Origin of the sequence: Rhizobium chutanense, from assembly GCF_002531935.1 — a bacterium.
Classification (GTDB): domain Bacteria; phylum Pseudomonadota; class Alphaproteobacteria; order Rhizobiales; family Rhizobiaceae; genus Rhizobium; species Rhizobium chutanense.
In genome coordinates, this window is record NZ_NWSV01000030.1 from 25783 (window position 1) to 43057 (window position 17275).

A 17275-nucleotide genomic window follows, 5' to 3' on the forward strand; every position below is an offset into this window, starting at 1 on the left:
AATGCGGTCACACGATGGCAAAAATGCCACACATGATCAACCTTTTCTTTACATAGTGAACGAGCCACTAACAAGTGGTTTATGATCAGTAACAAATCGTGGTTGCCTTAGTCTTAACAAAAAGCGCTTAAGCCGCATCTTTCTGGGGATTGTCGGGGTCTATACCGTAGTCCTTGAGCTTGCGATAAAGTGTGGACCGGCCGATGCCGAGCTTGCGCGCCACTTGACTCATCTGTCCACGATAGAATTTGAGCGCGAATCGGATGAGCTCCTCCTCGACATCGGCAAGCTTGCGCACGTCGCCGGCAGGATTGACGCTGGCGATCGCGTTTTCGGAGGCTTCCGACAGCCGATGGTGTACTTCTCCCGCGATCGATGCCCTGAAATCCTCCCCATAATTGTCGTCGGGATCGAGGCCGGTATTGTCGGCAACGAGCGCCAGATGATCCACGACCTCGTATTCCGGAAGCTGCGCGGCGATCTGCGGGAAGTCCGCCTCGGTCAGCTCCGCCCCTTCGGCCAGAACGACAGCACGGAAGATCGCGTTTTCGAGCTGGCGGATATTGCCCGGCCAGTCATAAGCGGTCAGCAGCGCCAGCGCGCCTGCGTTTACCGTCATGCGTCGACCATTCTTCTGCTCGCTGGAGAAGCGGTCGGCAAAGACGCGCACCAGATGCGGAATGTCCTCCTTGCGCTTGCGCAGCGCCGGAATGGTGATCGGGAAGACGTTCAGGCGATAATAGAGATCCTCGCGGAAATGGCCGTTCTTGACTTCCTCGATCAGATCCTTGTTGGTCGCCGAAATCAGCCGGACATTGACCTTGTGGGCGGTGCGCGCACCGACGGTCTCGATCTCGCCCTGCTGCACGGCGCGCAGCAGCTTCACCTGCACCTCGAGCGGCAGGTCGCCGATCTCGTCGAGGAAGATGGTGCCGCCGTCGGCTTCCATGAATTTGCCGATATGGCGCTCGGTCGCGCCGGTGAACGCACCCTTCTCGTGGCCGAAGAGGATGCTCTCGACAAGATTATGCGGGATCGCTCCGCAATTGACGGTGACGAACGGCTTGTTCGAGCGGTCGCCGCCGGACTGGATGGCACGCGCCACCAGCTCCTTGCCGACGCCGGATTCGCCTTCGAGCACGACGGGAATGTTGGACTGCGCCGCCCGCTGGGCGAGATCGATGACGCGGATCATCGCCGGGCTTGCCGAGACGATGTCGTCGAAACCGACCGCGCCGGAGCGCGACCGGCGTCCGGCCCGCGCCTTGACCTCGCGCTGATCGAGCTTCATCGCGTTCGAGATCGAGGTGGCGATGCGTTCGGGCGAGACCGGCTTGACGACGAAATCGAAGGCGCCGGCGCGCATTGCCTGCACCACGGTCTCGATACCGCCCTGTCCCGTCTGCACGATGACCGGGATCTGCGTGCCGAATTCGTGCAGCGCGTCGAGGAATTCGAGGCCGGTCATCTCCGGCATCATCAGGTCGAGCACGATGACGTTGAAAAGGCCGCTGTCGCGTTTGACCATTTCCAGCCCGATGCGGCCGTTTTCCGCCTGGTGCACGACATGGCCGTGACGCTCGATTGCATTCTTGAGCAGACGGCGCTGCACCGGGTCGTCCTCGACCACGAGGATTTGCCCTGCTCCCTTGAGCTCATTGTAACCGGTCATTGTCGCTCCACTTCATGCGAAACCCTGGAGCGCACTCTGACAGAAAGGCTTGAACATCCAGTTTTGAGAAATAATTGCATTTTAACGATTGCAGCGGGTCGTTTTCGTGCCGAAGCGACGCCTTTCATGCGCTGAAAGACCCTTGATACGGGACCTTCTCACGCCTATTCAAACAGACCTGTTATAAAGTGGAGAGGAATTGCGCCCATGAAAATCAAGCTCCCGCATGCCGGCCTTCATTTGTCGCCAGCAGCGCCGGCTGGGGCCGCCGATCCGGCGCTCGGCGATCTGCCGGTCTGGAGGCTGCAGGATCTTTATCCCTCCGCCACCTCGACCGCTTTCGTCGCCGACATGGAAAAGGCCGGCAAGGCCGCGATCGCCTTCGAAGAAAAATGGAAGGGCAACCTCGCTGACGCGGCAACGAAAACCGGCGCTGAGGGCATCGGCGCCGCGCTGAAGGAATATGAGGCGCTGGACGATATCATCGGCCGCCTCGGCTCTTTTGCCGGCCTCACCTATTTCTCCGACACCACCAATCCGGCGAACGGTAAACTCTACGGCGACGTGCAGGCCAAGATCACCGAATTTTCCGGCCACCTGCTGTTCTTCGCGCTCGAACTCAACCGTATCGACGACGCGGTGATCGACGCCTGCATGGCCAATGATCCCGCTGCGGGACATTACCGCCCCTGGCTCATCGACCTCAGGAAAGACAAGCCCTACCAGCTCGACGACCGGCTGGAACAGCTCTTCCTCGAAAAGTCGATGACATCGGCCGCCGCCTTCAACCGCCTCTTCGATGAAACCATGGCGGAACTTCGCTACGAGATCGACGGCGAGAAAGTGCCGCTCGAAGTGGCGCTGAACCGGCTGCAGGAAAAGGATCCGGAAGTCCGCCGCAAAGCGGCCATGGCGCTTGCCGAAACCTTCAAGGCCAATATCCGCACCTTCACGCTGATCACCAACACGCTTGCCAAGGACAAGGAGATCGCCGACCGCTGGCGCGGCTTCGAAGACATCGCCGACAGCAGGCACCTGGCAAATCGCGTCGAGCGCGAGGTCGTCGATGCGCTGGCGGCAGCCGTCCGTGAAGCCTATCCCCGCCTTTCGCACCGCTATTATAAAATGAAGGCGAAGTGGCTCGGCATGGAGCAAATGAACTTCTGGGACCGCAACGCGCCTCTTCCCGAAACCTCCAGCGCCATCATCTCCTGGGCCGAGGCGAAGGAGACGGTGCTTTCGGCCTACGGCAATTTCGCTCCCGAGATGGCTGATATTGCCAGGCGCTTCTTCGACGAGCAGTGGATCGACGCCCCGGTCCGCCCCGGCAAGGCGCCCGGCGCCTTCGCCCATCCGACGGTGCCCTCGGCTCACCCTTACGTGCTCGTCAATTACATGGGCAAGCCGCGCGACGTGATGACGCTGGCCCATGAGCTTGGCCATGGCGTGCATCAGGTTCTCGCCGGCGCGCAAGGGGCGCTGATGTGCCAGACGCCGCTGACGCTGGCCGAAACCGCATCCGTCTTCGGCGAGATGCTGACCTTCCGCGCGCTCCTGGAAAAGACCGGCGACAAGCGCCAGCGCAAGGCGATGCTCGCCCAGAAGGTCGAGGACATGATCAACACGGTCGTGCGCCAGATCGCCTTCTACGAATTCGAGCGCAAGCTCCACACCGCCCGCAAGGCAGGAGAGCTCACCGCCGACGACATCGGCGAACTCTGGCTCTCGGTCCAGTCGGAAAGCCTCGGGCCGGCGATCAATATTTCCGAAGGTTACGAGACCTATTGGGCCTATATCCCCCACTTCATCCACTCGCCCTTCTATGTCTACGCCTATGCCTTCGGCGATTGCCTGGTGAATTCGCTCTATGCCGTCTACCAGAAGGCCGAGAAAGGTTTCCAGGAGAAGTATTTCGAGCTCTTGAAGGCCGGCGGCACCAAGCACCACTCGGAACTCTTGAAGCCTTTCGGCCTCGATGCCACCGATCCGTCGTTCTGGAGCCAGGGCCTGTCGATGATCGAAGGGCTGATCGATGAGTTGGAGGCGCTAGATAAGGTCTGAAATCCGGTCGAAAATTTGAAACGAGCGAGCGATCGCCGTGACGAGCCACTTGGCAATGCTTGATCAGCAAGGCGCATTCTGCAACGTCCATGAGGAACCATGACGGCAGCCTCCTCTCCCTCATTCCTGTGCTTGTCACAGGAATCCAGCGCGCCCAAGTCCTTGGGCGCCGGAGACTCCATAGCCGCCGGAAATAAGTCATTCACGGCGCGGACGCGCCGTGGCTGGGTTCCTGTGACAAGCACAGGAATGAGGGAAGCGGATATCGTCGCGATCATCGGATAAATGAACAAGATGCCGCGAACAATGTCAGACCCCTACATCCTCTTCCGCGACGACACATCAGGCCAGGTGATGCTTTTCGCCGAACCGGTAGAGATCATCCTTGCCAAAACACGCACCGAATTCTTTGCGGGCCTTTCCCGCATGGAAGAGGCCAAGGCCGAGGGCAAATGGCTTGCCGGCTACATGGCCTATGAGGCCGGATACTTCTTCGAAGAGAAACTCGCCCCCTTCGCCGGAGAAGACCGCGAAACCCCGCTGCTCTGTTTCGGCGTCTTCGACGCTCCGCAGCCGGACACACATCCGCTCGCCCAGCCGAAACAGCGCCTCGAAAACGAGGAATTCCTCACCGCCCCGAAAGCGGCCTGGGATTTCCCTTTATATAAAGAGCGCTTCGACCGCCTTCATGAGCACCTGCGGCTCGGCGACGCCTATCAGGCGAACCTCACCATGCCGGTCGAGGCCCGCTGGAACGGCGATCCCCGCGCCGCCTTCTGGTCGCTGATCGAACGCCAGCCGGTCAAATACGGCACGCTCGTCGATCTCGGCGGCCCGGTCATCCTGTCGCGGTCGCCCGAACTCTTCTTCCGCACCGATGAAGACGGCTGGATCGAGACCCATCCGATGAAGGGCACGGCAAAACGCGGCGCCAGCCCCGCTGAAGACGCCGAAATCATCGAGGCGATGCGTGCCGATATCAAGACGCAGGCGGAAAACCGCATGATCGTCGATCTCCTGCGCAACGATATTTCCCGCATCACCGAGGTCGGCACGCTCGATGTCCCGAAACTTTTCGACATCGAGACCTATCCCACCGTCCACCAGATGGTGAGCCATGTGCAGGCAAGGCTGCGCCCCGGCCTTTCGATCCGCGACATCTTTTCCGCCCTCTTTCCCTGCGGCTCGATCACCGGCGCGCCGAAGATCAGGGCGATGGAAATCCTGCACGCACTCGAGGATGTCCCGCGCGATGCCTATTGCGGCGCGATCGGCATGATTTCGCCGACCGGCGCCACGCGGTTTTCCGTCGCCATCCGCACCATCACGCTTTTCGAAGGCGGCAAGGCCGTCTTCAATGTCGGCGGTGGCATCGTCTTCGATTCCACCGCCGAGGCCGAATATGAGGAATGCCTGCTCAAGGCCCGCTTCGCCGTCGGCGACCAATGGATCGCACGATGATCGATTTTTCGCTGATCGAGACGCTGCGCTGGCAGCCCGGCGAGGGCTTCATTCGCCTGCGGCTGCATCTCGCCCGGCTTTCCCGCTCCGCCCGCCGCCTGGGCTTCCCGCAACCGGTCGACGCTGTAGCAAAACTCCAAGAAGCCGTTGCAGGTGCTGCCGGCCCGCTGCGTGTCCGCCTGACTTTCGACGCGCAGGGCCGCATCGCGGTGACGAGCGCCGCTTTCGCGCCGCTCGCGCCGGATACCACCTGGACCGTGCGGCTCGCCGAGACCCGGCTGAATTCCGCCGACAGGCTGCTGCGCGTCAAGACCACGCGTCGCGGCGTCTACGAGGCCGCGCGCGCCGAATATGCGACTGCCGAGGCGGATGAAGTCATCCTGTTGAACGAGCGCGGCGACGTCTGCGAGGGCACCATCACCTCGATCTTCCTGGATGACGGGACCGGCATGCTGCGCACCCCGCCGATTTCCTGCGGCCTGCTCGCCGGCGTGTTGCGCACCGAACTCATCTGCGCGCGCAAAGCCCGTGTCGGCCGCCTGACACTTGCCGATCTCGATGCCGGCACAGTTTATATCGGCAATTCGCTGCGCGGCCTGATCCGCGCCAACCTCGCCAGGAACTGACCATGTTCATTCTCTCCCTCACCTATCTCAAATCCAACGATGAAGCCGACACGCACATGGAGCCGCACATGGCCTGGGTAAGGGAGGGTTATGCCAAGGGCTGGTTCCTCGCCTCCGGCCGCAAGGTGCCGCGCACCGGCGGCGCGATCCTGGCGATCGGCGACCGCGCCGCGATCGAGGCCTATGTCGCCGCCGATCCCTTCACCATCCACGGCGTCGCCCAATACGACATCACCGAACTTGCGGTGACGACGACGGCCGAAGGGCTGGAAATCCTGCAACGCTGATTCCGCCCGCCCGATATTTACCCTTTCCCGGTCAACGCTCTTTATTGTGACGCGGTTTTATGGTTAGAGCCGGTCACTTCGCAATTTCTGCGGCAATCTCACAAGAATTCTTCGGGCTGAGCGCCTTCGTCCCCTTCCACAGGAGAAAAGAATGACGGAACAAAACTATCCGGTATATGCCGAAATCACCGGTCCGATCGTGATGATCGGCTTTGGCTCCATCGGTCGCGGCACCCTGCCCCTGATCGAGCGCCACTTCAAATTCGACAAGAGCCGGATGGTCGTCATCGACCCGCGCGAAGAACCCTCCGACATGGAGATCCTCAAGAAGCACGGCGTCCGCCACATCAAGGAATATGTCACCAAGGACAATTACAAGGAGCTGCTGAAGCCGCTGTTGACGGAAGGCGAGGGCCAGGGTTTCTGCGTCAACCTCTCGGTCGACACCTCCTCGCTCGATCTCATCAAGCTCTGCCGCAAGCATGACGTGCTCTATGTCGACACCGTCGTCGAACCCTGGCTCGGCTTCTATTTCGACAAGGGCATGAGCAATGCCGATCGCACCAACTATGCGCTGCGCGAAACCGTGCGCAAGGAAAAGGCAAAGAACCCGGGCGGCGCTACTGCCGTTTCCACCTGCGGCGCCAATCCGGGCATGGTCTCCTGGTTCGTCAAGCAGGCGCTGGTCAACCTCGCCAACGACACCGGCCTGAAGTTCGACGAACCGGACCAGCACGATCGCGAAGGCTGGGCCAAGCTGATGAAGAAGCTCGGCGTCAAAGGCGTCCACATTGCCGAGCGCGACACCCAGCGCACCAAGCATCCGAAGCCGCTCAACGTCTTCTGGAACACCTGGTCCGTCGAAGGCTTCATCTCCGAAGGCATGCAGCCGGCCGAACTCGGCTGGGGCACGCATGAAGAATGGATGCCGAAGAACGCCAAGAAGCACAAGAAGGGCAACAAGGCGGCGATCTACCTGGAGCAGCCGGGCGCCAACACCCGCGTGCGCACCTGGTGCCCGACGCCCGGCCCGCAATACGGCTTCCTCGTCACCCACAACGAGTCGATCTCGATTGCCGATTACTTCACGGTTCGCGACAAGGACGGCGAAGTGACCTTCCGCCCGACCTGCCATTACGCCTACCATCCGGCCAACGACGCCGTGCTGTCGCTGCACGAGATGTTCGGCAATGGCGGCACGGCCCAGCCGGTCCATCACGTTCTCGACGAAGACGAACTGGAGGACGGCATCGACGAACTCGGCGTCCTGCTCTACGGCCACGAAAAGAACGCCTATTGGTACGGCTCGCGCCTGTCCCTCGAAGAAACGCGCCGCATCGCACCCTACCAGAACGCCACCGGCCTGCAGGTTACCTCCGCCGTTCTCGCCGGCATGGTCTGGGCGCTGGAGAACCCGAAGGCCGGCATCGTCGAGGCCGACGAAATCGACTACAAGCGCTGCCTCGAAGTGCAGATGCCCTATCTCGGCCCGGTCGAAGGCCACTATACCGACTGGACCCCGCTCGACGGCCGTCCGGGCCTCTTCCCCGAGGATATCGACACTAGCGATCCCTGGCAGTTCAAGAACATTCTCGTTCGCTGAGACTGTCAGTACAACTTTGAGGATGCCCGCCGCAAGGCGGGCATTTTTGTAACGCCGGCTGTATAAATGCCGCCCGCTGCCTTCCAAGTCTTGCCATCCCGGTGGGCGCACGCCATGTTTTGCCGGAAACGCAGCGGGTCCGCCGCGCCGATTCGCCGGGAGAAGCCTTATGAAAATCAGAACTGGTCTCGTTCTTGTCGGCGCCGCCGCCGCCCTTGCCGCCTGCGTTGGGTCAGGGCCTCGTCCCCTGCCGGTTGCAACCGCGCCCGCGCCGACCGGCGTCGAAGGCAGCTGGAGCGACCCGAACGGCATCGTTTCCACCTTCCAGGGCGGTACGTTCACCACCCGCACCACCGACAGCAACCAGCTGCTTGCCTCCGGAACCTATATCAACACCTCGCCGACGCTGGTCGAGATCAACATGACCTCGCTGGTGCGCAAGACCCAGTCCAAGGTCAATTGCGCCCTCGTCAACCCGAGCCAGCTCAATTGCACCTCCGATTCCGGCGCACAGTTCACGCTTTCCCGCCGAGGCTGAAAGATGAGGCGATAGGCAAGCACACATGCGAGCCTTCGCCTTTTACCTCATCTTGCTGCTCGCAATGCCGCTCGCGGCACTTGCTGTCGTTTTACCGGCCAACGTCTATCGCGCGCAGGGCATCGCCGCTCCCGATTGCGACGGGCCGCTGCAGGTGCTGATCTTCGCCGTACCCGCCATCCTGATCTACGGCGCAGGCGCACTCCTTGCCTACCGGGCCGGACGGCGCTTTCACCGCCTCGTTGCCTTCCTCTGCCTGATCGTTGCGCTCGCCACGGTTCCGAATATTGCCAAGGCCATGCACGAACTCTACCGAAACGCCGCCGATGGCGAATGCCGAGGTTAACCCCCGGCTTTTTTGCCCTGCCCCCTTGGAAAGAGCTGGGCTTGGCCCAGCTTTCTCTTGCGGTCGCCCATCGTCTGATGGAACATCCGCACGCCGGGAAACTGCCCCGGCGGATATGGAAGGGATCGGCGAGGATCGGGGGATCTCTCGCCTCAATCAGGAGAACAGGGATGACGAAGTCTTTCAGCTTCGGTCTTTTGACCGCGTCCATGCTGGCGCTGAGCGCGGGCGCCGCCTTTGCGGATTACGAACTCAATATTCTTCACATCAACGATTTCCATTCGCGCATCGAATCGATCAACAAGTTCGACTCCACCTGCTCGGCCGAAGAAGAAGGCAAGAACGAATGCTTCGGCGGTGCAGCCCGCCTGAAGACCGCGATCGATCAACGCCGTCAGGCGCTATCCGGCAAGAACGTTCTCCTCCTGAATGCCGGCGACAATTTCCAGGGCTCGCTGTTCTACACGACCTATAAGGGCGCCGCCGAAGCCGAATTCCTGAACCTGATGAAGTTCGACGCCATGACCGTCGGCAACCACGAATTCGACGACAGCGAAGACGGGCTTGCGACCTTTCTCGACAAGGTACAATTCCCCGTCGTCACCGCAAACGTCAAGGCGACAGCCGCCTCCAAGCTCGGCGACCGCATCAAGCCCTCGCTGGTGCTCAATGTCGGCGGCCAGAAAATCGGCATTGTCGGCGCCGTCACCAATGATACGGCGGAGCTTTCCTCCCCCGGCCCGAACGTCACAATCGCCGATGACGTCCAGAGCATCACATCAGCCGTTCAGGAGCTGAAAGGCCAGGGCGTCAACAAGATCATCGCACTCACCCATGTCGGCTATCCCCGCGATCTGGCCCTGATCGCCAAGATTCCCGATGTCGACATTGTCGTCGGCGGCCATTCCCATAGCCTGCTTTCCAATACCGATCCCAAAGCCGAGGGTCCCTACCCGACGTTGGTCGACAATCCCGGCGGCTACAAGGTGCCGGTCGTTCAGGCCGCCTCCTACAGCAAGTATCTCGGCGATCTCGTCGTCAATTTCGACGATAACGGCGTCGTCAAGGATGCCAAGGGCGATCCGATCCTGATCGATTCCAGCTTTGCGCCCGATCCGGCCGTCATTGCCCGCATCGCCGAACTGGCCAAACCGATCGAGGAACTGCGCAAGAAGGTCATCGGCTCCTCCGAAGCCCCGATCGACGGCGACCGCAAGGTCTGCCGCGTCAAGGAATGCTCGATGGGCAATCTGGTGGCCGACGCCATGCTCGATCGCACCAGGAACCAGGGCGTTACCATCGCCGTCCAGAACGGCGGCGGCCTGCGCGCGTCGATCGACGGCGGAGAAGTCACGCAGGGCGAGGTCATTACCGTCCTGCCCTTCCAGAACACGCTCGCAACGTTCGAGCTGACCGGTACTGACATCGTCAAGGCCCTCGAAAACGGAGTCAGTCAGATCGACCAGGGCGCCGGCCGCTTCCCGCAGGTTGCCGGCCTGAAATTTTCCTTCGACCAGTCCAAGCCTGTCGGCAGCCGTGTGAGCGATGTCCAGGTCAAGGATGGCGACAGCTTCGCTCCGATCGCTCCGGCCAAGAGCTACAAGGTCGCCACCAACAACTTCATGCGATCAGGTGGCGATGGTTATTCGGTCTTCAAGGAAGGCCAGAACGCCTATGATTTCGGCCCGGATCTTGCCGATGTGACCGCCGGATATCTGGCCGCCCATTCGCCCTACAAGCCCTATACCGATGGGCGTGTCACCGAAATCGGCGCGACGGTAGCCCAGGCCCCCGCTGCCGAACCGGCGCCCCCCGCGCCGGCGGCACCTGCACCGACAAGCGAGCCTGCTCCCGCACCTGCGGCACCAGCCGCTCCCGCACCCGCCGCCGAGCCTGCCCCTGCTGCGCCTGCCCCGGCCACGCCGGCAGCACCCGCGCCTGCTGCGGAGCCGGCACCGGCACCGGCGGCTTCCGCACCTGCCGCGACGACGCCGTCCACCCACGTCATCGCAGCCGGCGACACCTTCTGGGATCTCGCCGTGACCTTCTACGGCGACGGCACGCTGTGGCGGAAGCTTTCGGATGCCAACGGCAAGCCGAACCCGCATCACCTGACGGTCGGCAAGGAAATCGAGGTTCCCGCCAAGTAAGACGATTTGTCCCGATGCCATTGGCCGGTCCGGGCTTTCCCGGGCCGGCTTTTCTTCCTATACGGTGAACCATGATCCCGAGGCTGCGTATGAGCCGACGGAACAAAGAGCGTTGGGGCCAGAATGACAACAGATATTTCACTCCGTCCGGCGGACCATCCGGCCGTCAAGTCAGGCAGGATCGGCGTTCTGCTGGTCAATCTCGGCACCCCCGACGGCACCGATTACATCTCGATGCGCCGCTATCTCAGGGAATTCCTGACCGATCGCCGCGTTATCGAATGGTCGCGTTGGAAGTGGTATCCGATCCTGTTCGGCATCGTCCTCAACAGACGCCCGCAGAAGGTCGGCAAGGCCTATGAGCTGATCTGGAACAAGGAGAAAAACGAAAGTTATCTCCGCACCTACACGCGCAACCAATCGGAGCGGATGGCCGAGCGCCTGAAGGATCTCGCCGACGTCAGGGTCGACTGGGCGATGCGTTACGGCACGCCATCGATCGCCTCGCGCATCGAAGCGCTGAAGCAAGAAGGCTGCGACCGCATCGTGCTTTTCCCGCTTTATCCGCAATATGCGGCGGCGACGACCGCGACGGTCAACGACAAGGCCTTCCAGAAGCTGCTCACCATGCGCTGGCAGCCGGCGCTGCGCACCGTGCCCGACTATCATGACGACGAGACCTATATCGAGGCACTCGCCCAATCCGTCGAAACGCACCTTTCGACGCTCGACTGGAAGCCGGAGATGCTGCTCGCCTCCTTCCACGGCATTCCGATGTCCTATTTCAAAAAAGGCGATCCCTATTACTGCCAATGCCAGAAGACCGGCCGGCTGCTGCGGGAGCGCCTCGGGCTGACCAAAGAAAACTTCATGGTCACCTTCCAGTCCCGCTTCGGGCCGGAAGAATGGTTGCAGCCCTATACGGACAAGACCGTGGAGAAGCTCGCCCAGGACGGCGTCAAGCGCATCGCCGTCATCAATCCCGGCTTCGTCTCCGACTGTCTGGAAACGCTCGAGGAGATCGCCGAACAGGCTGCCCACTCCTTCCATGAGAATGGTGGCGAGAAGTTCGCGCATATCCCCTGCCTCAATGACGGCGAGGACGGCATGACGGTATTGGAAAAGGTCGTTCGCCGCGAGTTGCAGGGCTGGGTCTGAGAGACTCTCGAGAGAAAGCTGCGCCGGACAAATCGCCGGGTAACGGCCGGGTGACGTAGTCGAGACGGAACCTCCTTTTCACTTGGAGCCGGGGCGGTTGCGTCCTCATTTCTTCCTCGCAAATAACGTGCTAACTCACCACATCAGTTGGGCAGGCGCGCATGCGCCGATAGGAGGAATTCTTCATGCTGTTCGGCGGCTTCGACATCGTCGTGATCGTGCTTGTGATCTTCGTTATCCTGGTGCTTTTTGCCGGGATCAAGACCGTGCCGCAGGGCTACCGCTATACGATCGAGCGCTTCGGGCGTTATACCCGCACGCTGGAGCCCGGCCTCAACCTCATCACTCCCTTCATCGAGCGTGTCGGCGCCCGGATGAACGTGATGGAGCAGGTGCTGAACGTGCCGACCCAGGAGGTGATCACCAAGGACAATGCCTCGGTTTCTGCCGATGCCGTCGCCTTCTTTCAGGTGCTGAACGCCGCCCAGGCCGCCTATCAGGTCTCCCATCTCGAAAACGCCATCCTCAATCTCACCATGACCAACATCCGCTCGGTCATGGGTTCCATGGATCTCGATGAACTGCTCTCCAACCGCGATGCGATCAACGACCGGCTGCTGCGCGTCGTTGACGAGGCGGTCCAGCCCTGGGGCATCAAGGTCACCCGCGTCGAGATCAAGGACATCCAACCGCCGCGCGACCTCGTCGATGCGATGGCCCGGCAGATGAAGGCGGAACGAGAAAAGCGCGCCCAGGTGCTGGAGGCCGAAGGTTCGCGCAACGCCCAGATCTTGAGAGCCGAAGGCGCCAAGCAGTCCGCGATCCTCCAGGCCGAAGGCCAGCGCGAGGCCGCCTTCCGCAACGCCGAAGCCCGTGAGCGCCTCGCCGAGGCCGAAGCCAAGGCAACGAAGATGGTCTCCGAAGCGATTGCCGCCGGCGACGTCCAGGCGATCAACTATTTCGTCGCCCAGAAATACACAGAAGCGCTGACCTCGATCGGTTCGGCGCCGAATTCGAAGATCGTCATGATGCCGATGGAAGCCTCTTCCATCCTGAGCTCGCTCGGCGGCATCGGCGCCATTGCCCGCGAAGTCTTCGGCGATGCCGGCAATCCGCCGGCCCCGCTCGCGCCGCCACGCTCGCGCCCTGCCCCGGTCCGTTCGACGCCGCCGATCAATCCGCCGAACCCCAATCCCTTCAACCCCGATCCGGAGCGCTAAGCCATGCTGGCGAAGATCGTCGCCGAACTCGGTCCGTGGAGCTGGTGGGTCGCAGGCCTGGTGCTGCTTGCGGCGGAAATGATCGTTCCCGGCTTCTTCCTGGTCTGGATCGGTCTTGCCGCCCTGATCGTCGGCGCGCTGTCGCTGCTCTTCTGGGAGAGCGCCTTCTGGGTCTGGGAGTTGCAGGCAATCCTTTTTGCCGTACTTGCCGTTGCCTCGACCTTCGCCGGCCGCCGACTGACGCTGCGCAATGCCGCGACCGACGAACCCTTCCTCAATCAGCGCAGCGCGAGCCTCGTCGGCCGCACGGCGACGCTGCACGAGCCGATCCGCGAGGGCCGCGGCCGCATTCGTCTCGACGACACGCTGTGGCAGGTGATGGGACCCGATCTTCCCGTGGGAACGCAGGTGAAGGTGGTTTCGAGCAACGGCCGCGACCTCAGAGTCGAGCCGGTCTGATCAGACGGTTTCGATCAGGCGACGCCGATCCGCAGCAAGTCGTGGAAATGCACCAGCCCGACCGGCCGGTTGTCGTCGTCGATGACGATCAGCGCACCGATGTGATGCTGGTTGAGCAGCGCGAGAGCAGCCGTCGCCAGCACTGTCTGCTTCACCGTCTTCGGCGTCTTGGTCATGATATCGTCGACGGCCAGCTCGGCGAGATTGCGCGACAGATTGCGCGCCATATCGCCTTCGGTGACGATGCCGCAGAGCCGCCCATCCGCGTCGAGCACGCCGACGCAACCGAAATGCTTGCGCGACAGCACCGTGACCGCCTCCGGCATCGGCGTGCCTTTGGCAACGAGCGGCAGCCGCTCGCCGGTATGCATGACATCGGCGACATGCATCAGGCTGGCGCCCAGCTTGCCGCCGGGATGGAAGACGTGGAAATCCGTGGCGGTAAAGCCGCGTGCTTCGAGCAGCGCCACCGCCAGCGCATCGCCGAGTGCAAGCTGCATCAGCGTCGAGGTTGTCGGTGCCAGGCCGTTGGGGCAGGCCTCCTGCTCGTTCGGCACCAGAAGGACAATATCGGCGGCAGTCGCAAGCGAAGACCGTTCGCTGCAGGTGATCGCGATCAGCGGAATGGAGAAGCGACGCGTATAGGAGATGATGCTCTTGAGTTCGGCGCTCTCGCCGCCTTTGGAAATCGCCAAAACGACGTCGTCGCGTGCGATCATGCCGAGATCACCGTGATTGGCTTCAGCCGCATGCACGAAAAACGCGGGCGTTCCGGTCGACGCGAAGGTCGCCGCGAGCTTGGCGCCGATATGTCCGCTCTTGCCGACGCCGGTGACGATGACCCGTCCGGAGATGTCGCCGATGGTCTCGACGGCCCGGGTGAACGGGCCGGCCAATCCATCGTCAAAGGCCTGTTCGAGTGCTTCAAGACCATGTCTTTCGGTCTCTATCGTGCGCTTTGCCGATTCAAGCACGCCGTTTTCAACGAGGTTTACCGCTCTTCTGTTCATGAAAATGCGTTAGACCTTTTCACTTTCCAAGTCCACCCCGCACACTTTCCGAAATGTGAACAGCGTCCGCCGCCGGCAACGAATGATTAACCACGAGGCTTTACCTTTGGGTAAGAACCGAAAGCATGTCAGGCGCGAATTGCATGGGCCAGCCAAAACAGACGAGCAGTGTGACGCCGCTCCGCGCCATGAGCCGTGCCGTCTGCTTTACTGCGTTCGGCAGCCTGCTTCTCGGCCAGACGCCGGCTTTCGCGCAGTCCGCCTCGTTGCAGTCGGCGACCAGCCGCGCAGTCTCCTCCGAGAACAATCGCGCTACGGCCGGTGCGGCATCCGAAGCCGGTTTCGATGACGAGAGCGACGGTTTGACCACGCCGGCGGCAAACAGTGCAGCCACAACCGCGGACGATGCCCAAAGGCCTGCCATACCGGACGCGCAATCCGGCGACGACATTACCGGCTCCATCCTCGACGAGGACATTCGCCGGCTGAACACCCGCGAAGCGCCGATCGACGAGACGCTGCCGCGCCGCAAGGCTGCAGAAAGCGCCTCGACGGCGGAAACACCGGGCATTCCGATCGGCACCTTCGTGCTCCGCCCAAGCGTCACCCAAAGCATCAACACCGAGACCACCAAGGACGGCAATACCAGAGAGCAGCGCGCCTTCCTCGAAACCGACGCGGCCGCGACGCTCACCTCGGACTGGGGCCTACACCAGCTAACCGTAACCTCGGAAGGCGCCTGGCAGAAGAATATCAGCGGCGAAGGCGAAGAACAGCCTTCCTTCAAGATCAACAGCGACCTCAGGCTGGATCTTCCCGACGATACGGTCGCCCACCTGACCGCCGGTTATAATTTCTATCGGGAAGATACAGACGACCCCGACGCCATTGCCGATGCCGCGCAACAGTCCGACGTGCAGGAATTCACCGCCGGCGCCTCCGTCCAACGCGATTTCGGCATCCTGCGCGGCACCACGGCACTGGCGCTCAGCCGCTCGATCTATTCCGATGCCACGCTTTCGAACGGCACGACCGTGACCTTGAGCGACCGCAACCAGACGACGGGCACGCTGCGCGGCCGCGTCGGTTATGAGCTGTCACCCGCGCTCATCCCCTTCATCGAAGCCACGATCGGCCGCACGATCTACGACGAAACGCGCGACTCCGCCGGTTACGAACGTTCGGGCCACAGCTATGGCGCCAAGGCCGGCGTTGAAGTCGATCTCGGCGAAAAGCTCAAGGGTGAGGTTGGTGTCGGTTACGCGATGGCCGATTTTGAAGACAACCGTCTGTCTTCGATCGATACCGCGACGCTCGATGCGAGCCTGCTCTGGTCGCCGATCCGCGGCACCGACGTCAATTTCGATCTGCAGACGAGCATCCAGCCCTCGACCACGGCGGGCGAGAGCGGCTACGTCTCGCACGCCTTGACCACGACGGTCACCCACCAGCTGCGCGACAATCTGGTGGGCACGATGATCGGCGGCGTCATATGGCGCGATTACCCCACTGACAGCAGCATCAACGACGAGCTCGTCTATACCGCTGCGACCGGGCTGACCTGGAACATCAACCGTTATCTCGATCTGACCAGCACACTCGGCTACGAGCTGACCACGCGCAAGGACGGCGACGACTCGCAGCAATTCCGCGCCGGCGTCGGCCTGAAGCTGAAACGCTAGCGCGGCGATACCTGCCCTATTGGCCACGCGCGAAAGCGTCTTCCGAAAGATCTGGGCGCCAATCGCGTCGACGCAACGTTTTGCCGCCGAGATATAGTCATCGCCACGATCTGCCACCCGCTCAGGCTGACGCTATCAGATCCTGCAGGATGCCAAGGATGCGACGGTGCTGATGGGCGTGACGTGTGCGGATGCTGGTTGCGGCATAGACCGTCTGTTGAATGGGTGGAGCGTCCTCTATCGGGAAAACGACACCCTCCTTTGCAAGTCGCGCAGCGCTGCTTTTCATGAGGTAGGCAGCGCCCCCCAGCGTCGTCAGCAGATCCGTGATGGCGATGTTCTGCCCCGACGCCAGCGGTGCTGCCGACAGATGCGGCAAAGCCAGCCTGTGGGCACGGTCGAAGGCCGGTGAATAGATGGCCTGAATATAGGTTTCGGGTCGAAGTGCGCCGACGGTGCAGGCGACGGTGCTGACCAGATTATATGTCATTTCCCCGATTCTTTCATAGTGAAGGTCGGGCAGGTAGTGCGGAGTATAGAGAACGGCCAGATCGAGATCTCCAACTGCGAGGTCTCGGTTCATCTGGTTCGAGTAGTCCGCTTCCAGGTAGATCGATGTCCCTGGCAGCTCGGCGCGGATCGCAGAAAGCCAGCGCCCGGCAAAGATTTCGGCAAGATCGTGTTGGATGCCAAGCCGCATGGATCGCTCATAGGCGCCCGCATTCTCGACCGCCCGACTTGCCTCACGCCACTGGTATTGCAGAGCTTTCGCATGATCCAGGAAACGCAGGCCCGACGCCGTCGGTGCGGTGCCACCCTTGTTGCGGGTGAAGAGCTTTCGGTTGAATTGCGCCTCCAGCGCCTTGATGCGATGGGAAACGGTTGATTGCGTGATGTTTAGCCGCTCCGCCGTGCGGTTGAAGCTGCGGGTTTCCATCAGGTCGAGAAAAGTCTCGATGAGATCAATCTGCATGTTCTTTCCGAGCTCACTGGCGAGGACAA

15 protein-coding genes are annotated in these 17275 nt (G+C 61.7%); 12 read left to right on the plus strand and 3 right to left on the minus strand.

The window, feature by feature from the left end; translation table 11 throughout:
- Positions 1–127: 127 nt before the first annotated feature.
- Positions 128–1672, minus strand: coding sequence for a sigma-54-dependent transcriptional regulator (locus tag CO666_RS28665; protein ID WP_097615402.1), 1545 nt, complete (start codon positions 1670–1672; stop codon positions 128–130).
- 207 nt (positions 1673–1879) lie between these two features.
- On the opposite strand from CO666_RS28665, the gene CO666_RS28670 reads away from it, so the two are divergent.
- From CO666_RS28670 to CO666_RS28720, 11 genes are all read left to right on the plus strand, one after another.
- Positions 1880–3733: a M3 family oligoendopeptidase gene (locus tag CO666_RS28670; protein ID WP_097615403.1), complete on the plus strand. Its 1854-nt coding sequence runs from the start codon at positions 1880–1882 to the stop codon at positions 3731–3733.
- 306 nt (positions 3734–4039) lie between these two features.
- Positions 4040–5194 carry an aminodeoxychorismate synthase component I gene (locus CO666_RS28675; RefSeq protein WP_097615427.1) on the plus strand — a complete coding sequence of 385 codons (1155 nt, stop codon included), beginning with the start codon at positions 4040–4042 and terminating at the stop codon, positions 5192–5194.
- Positions 5191–5820 (plus strand): aminotransferase class IV family protein, encoded by a 630-nt coding sequence (locus tag CO666_RS28680; protein ID WP_097615428.1) that lies wholly within the window; start codon positions 5191–5193, stop codon positions 5818–5820. Before CO666_RS28675 ends, CO666_RS28680 begins: the two co-directional genes overlap by 4 nt.
- Positions 5821–5822: 2 nt before the next feature.
- A complete protein-coding gene (locus tag CO666_RS28685) occupies positions 5823–6107 on the plus strand; it encodes a YciI family protein (RefSeq protein WP_097615404.1) in 285 nt (94 codons plus the stop codon).
- 151 nt (positions 6108–6258) lie between these two features.
- A complete protein-coding gene (locus CO666_RS28690) occupies positions 6259–7710 on the plus strand; it encodes a homospermidine synthase (protein ID WP_097615405.1) in 1452 nt (483 codons plus the stop codon).
- 169 nt (positions 7711–7879) lie between these two features.
- Positions 7880–8248, plus strand: a complete 369-nt coding sequence (omp10, locus tag CO666_RS28695) for an outer membrane lipoprotein Omp10 (protein ID WP_097615406.1) — start codon at positions 7880–7882, stop codon at positions 8246–8248.
- Between the two features lie 25 nt (positions 8249–8273).
- Entirely contained in the window at positions 8274–8594 is a 321-nt protein-coding gene (locus CO666_RS28700) for a hypothetical protein (RefSeq protein WP_097615407.1), read from the plus strand.
- A gap of 170 nt (positions 8595–8764) precedes the next feature.
- A complete protein-coding gene (locus tag CO666_RS28705) occupies positions 8765–10744 on the plus strand; it encodes a bifunctional metallophosphatase/5'-nucleotidase (protein ID WP_097615408.1) in 1980 nt (659 codons plus the stop codon).
- A 123-nt stretch (positions 10745–10867) separates the two neighbouring features.
- Positions 10868–11902, plus strand: coding sequence for a ferrochelatase (gene hemH, locus CO666_RS28710; RefSeq protein WP_097615409.1), 1035 nt, complete (start codon positions 10868–10870; stop codon positions 11900–11902).
- A gap of 185 nt (positions 11903–12087) precedes the next feature.
- Positions 12088–13122, plus strand: coding sequence for an SPFH domain-containing protein (locus CO666_RS28715; RefSeq protein WP_097615410.1), 1035 nt, complete (start codon positions 12088–12090; stop codon positions 13120–13122).
- Positions 13123–13125: 3 nt separating this feature from the next.
- On the plus strand, positions 13126–13581 hold the full coding sequence (locus tag CO666_RS28720; protein WP_097615411.1) for an NfeD family protein: 456 nt from the start codon (positions 13126–13128) through the stop codon (positions 13579–13581).
- A gap of 14 nt (positions 13582–13595) precedes the next feature.
- On the opposite strand, the gene CO666_RS28725 is transcribed toward CO666_RS28720, so the two are convergent.
- The gene (locus CO666_RS28725) at positions 13596–14591 is read right to left on the minus strand and encodes a KpsF/GutQ family sugar-phosphate isomerase (protein ID WP_097615412.1); all 996 of its coding nucleotides are present in this window, start codon (positions 14589–14591) and stop codon (positions 13596–13598) included.
- Between the two features lie 143 nt (positions 14592–14734).
- On the opposite strand from CO666_RS28725, the gene CO666_RS28730 reads away from it, so the two are divergent.
- Positions 14735–16273: an outer membrane beta-barrel protein gene (locus tag CO666_RS28730; RefSeq protein WP_097615413.1), complete on the plus strand. Its 1539-nt coding sequence runs from the start codon at positions 14735–14737 to the stop codon at positions 16271–16273.
- Between the two features lie 121 nt (positions 16274–16394).
- On the opposite strand, the gene CO666_RS28735 is transcribed toward CO666_RS28730, so the two are convergent.
- Entirely contained in the window at positions 16395–17246 is an 852-nt protein-coding gene (locus tag CO666_RS28735) for a LysR family transcriptional regulator (RefSeq protein ID WP_097615414.1), read from the minus strand.
- Between the last annotated feature and the right edge of the window lie 29 nt (positions 17247–17275).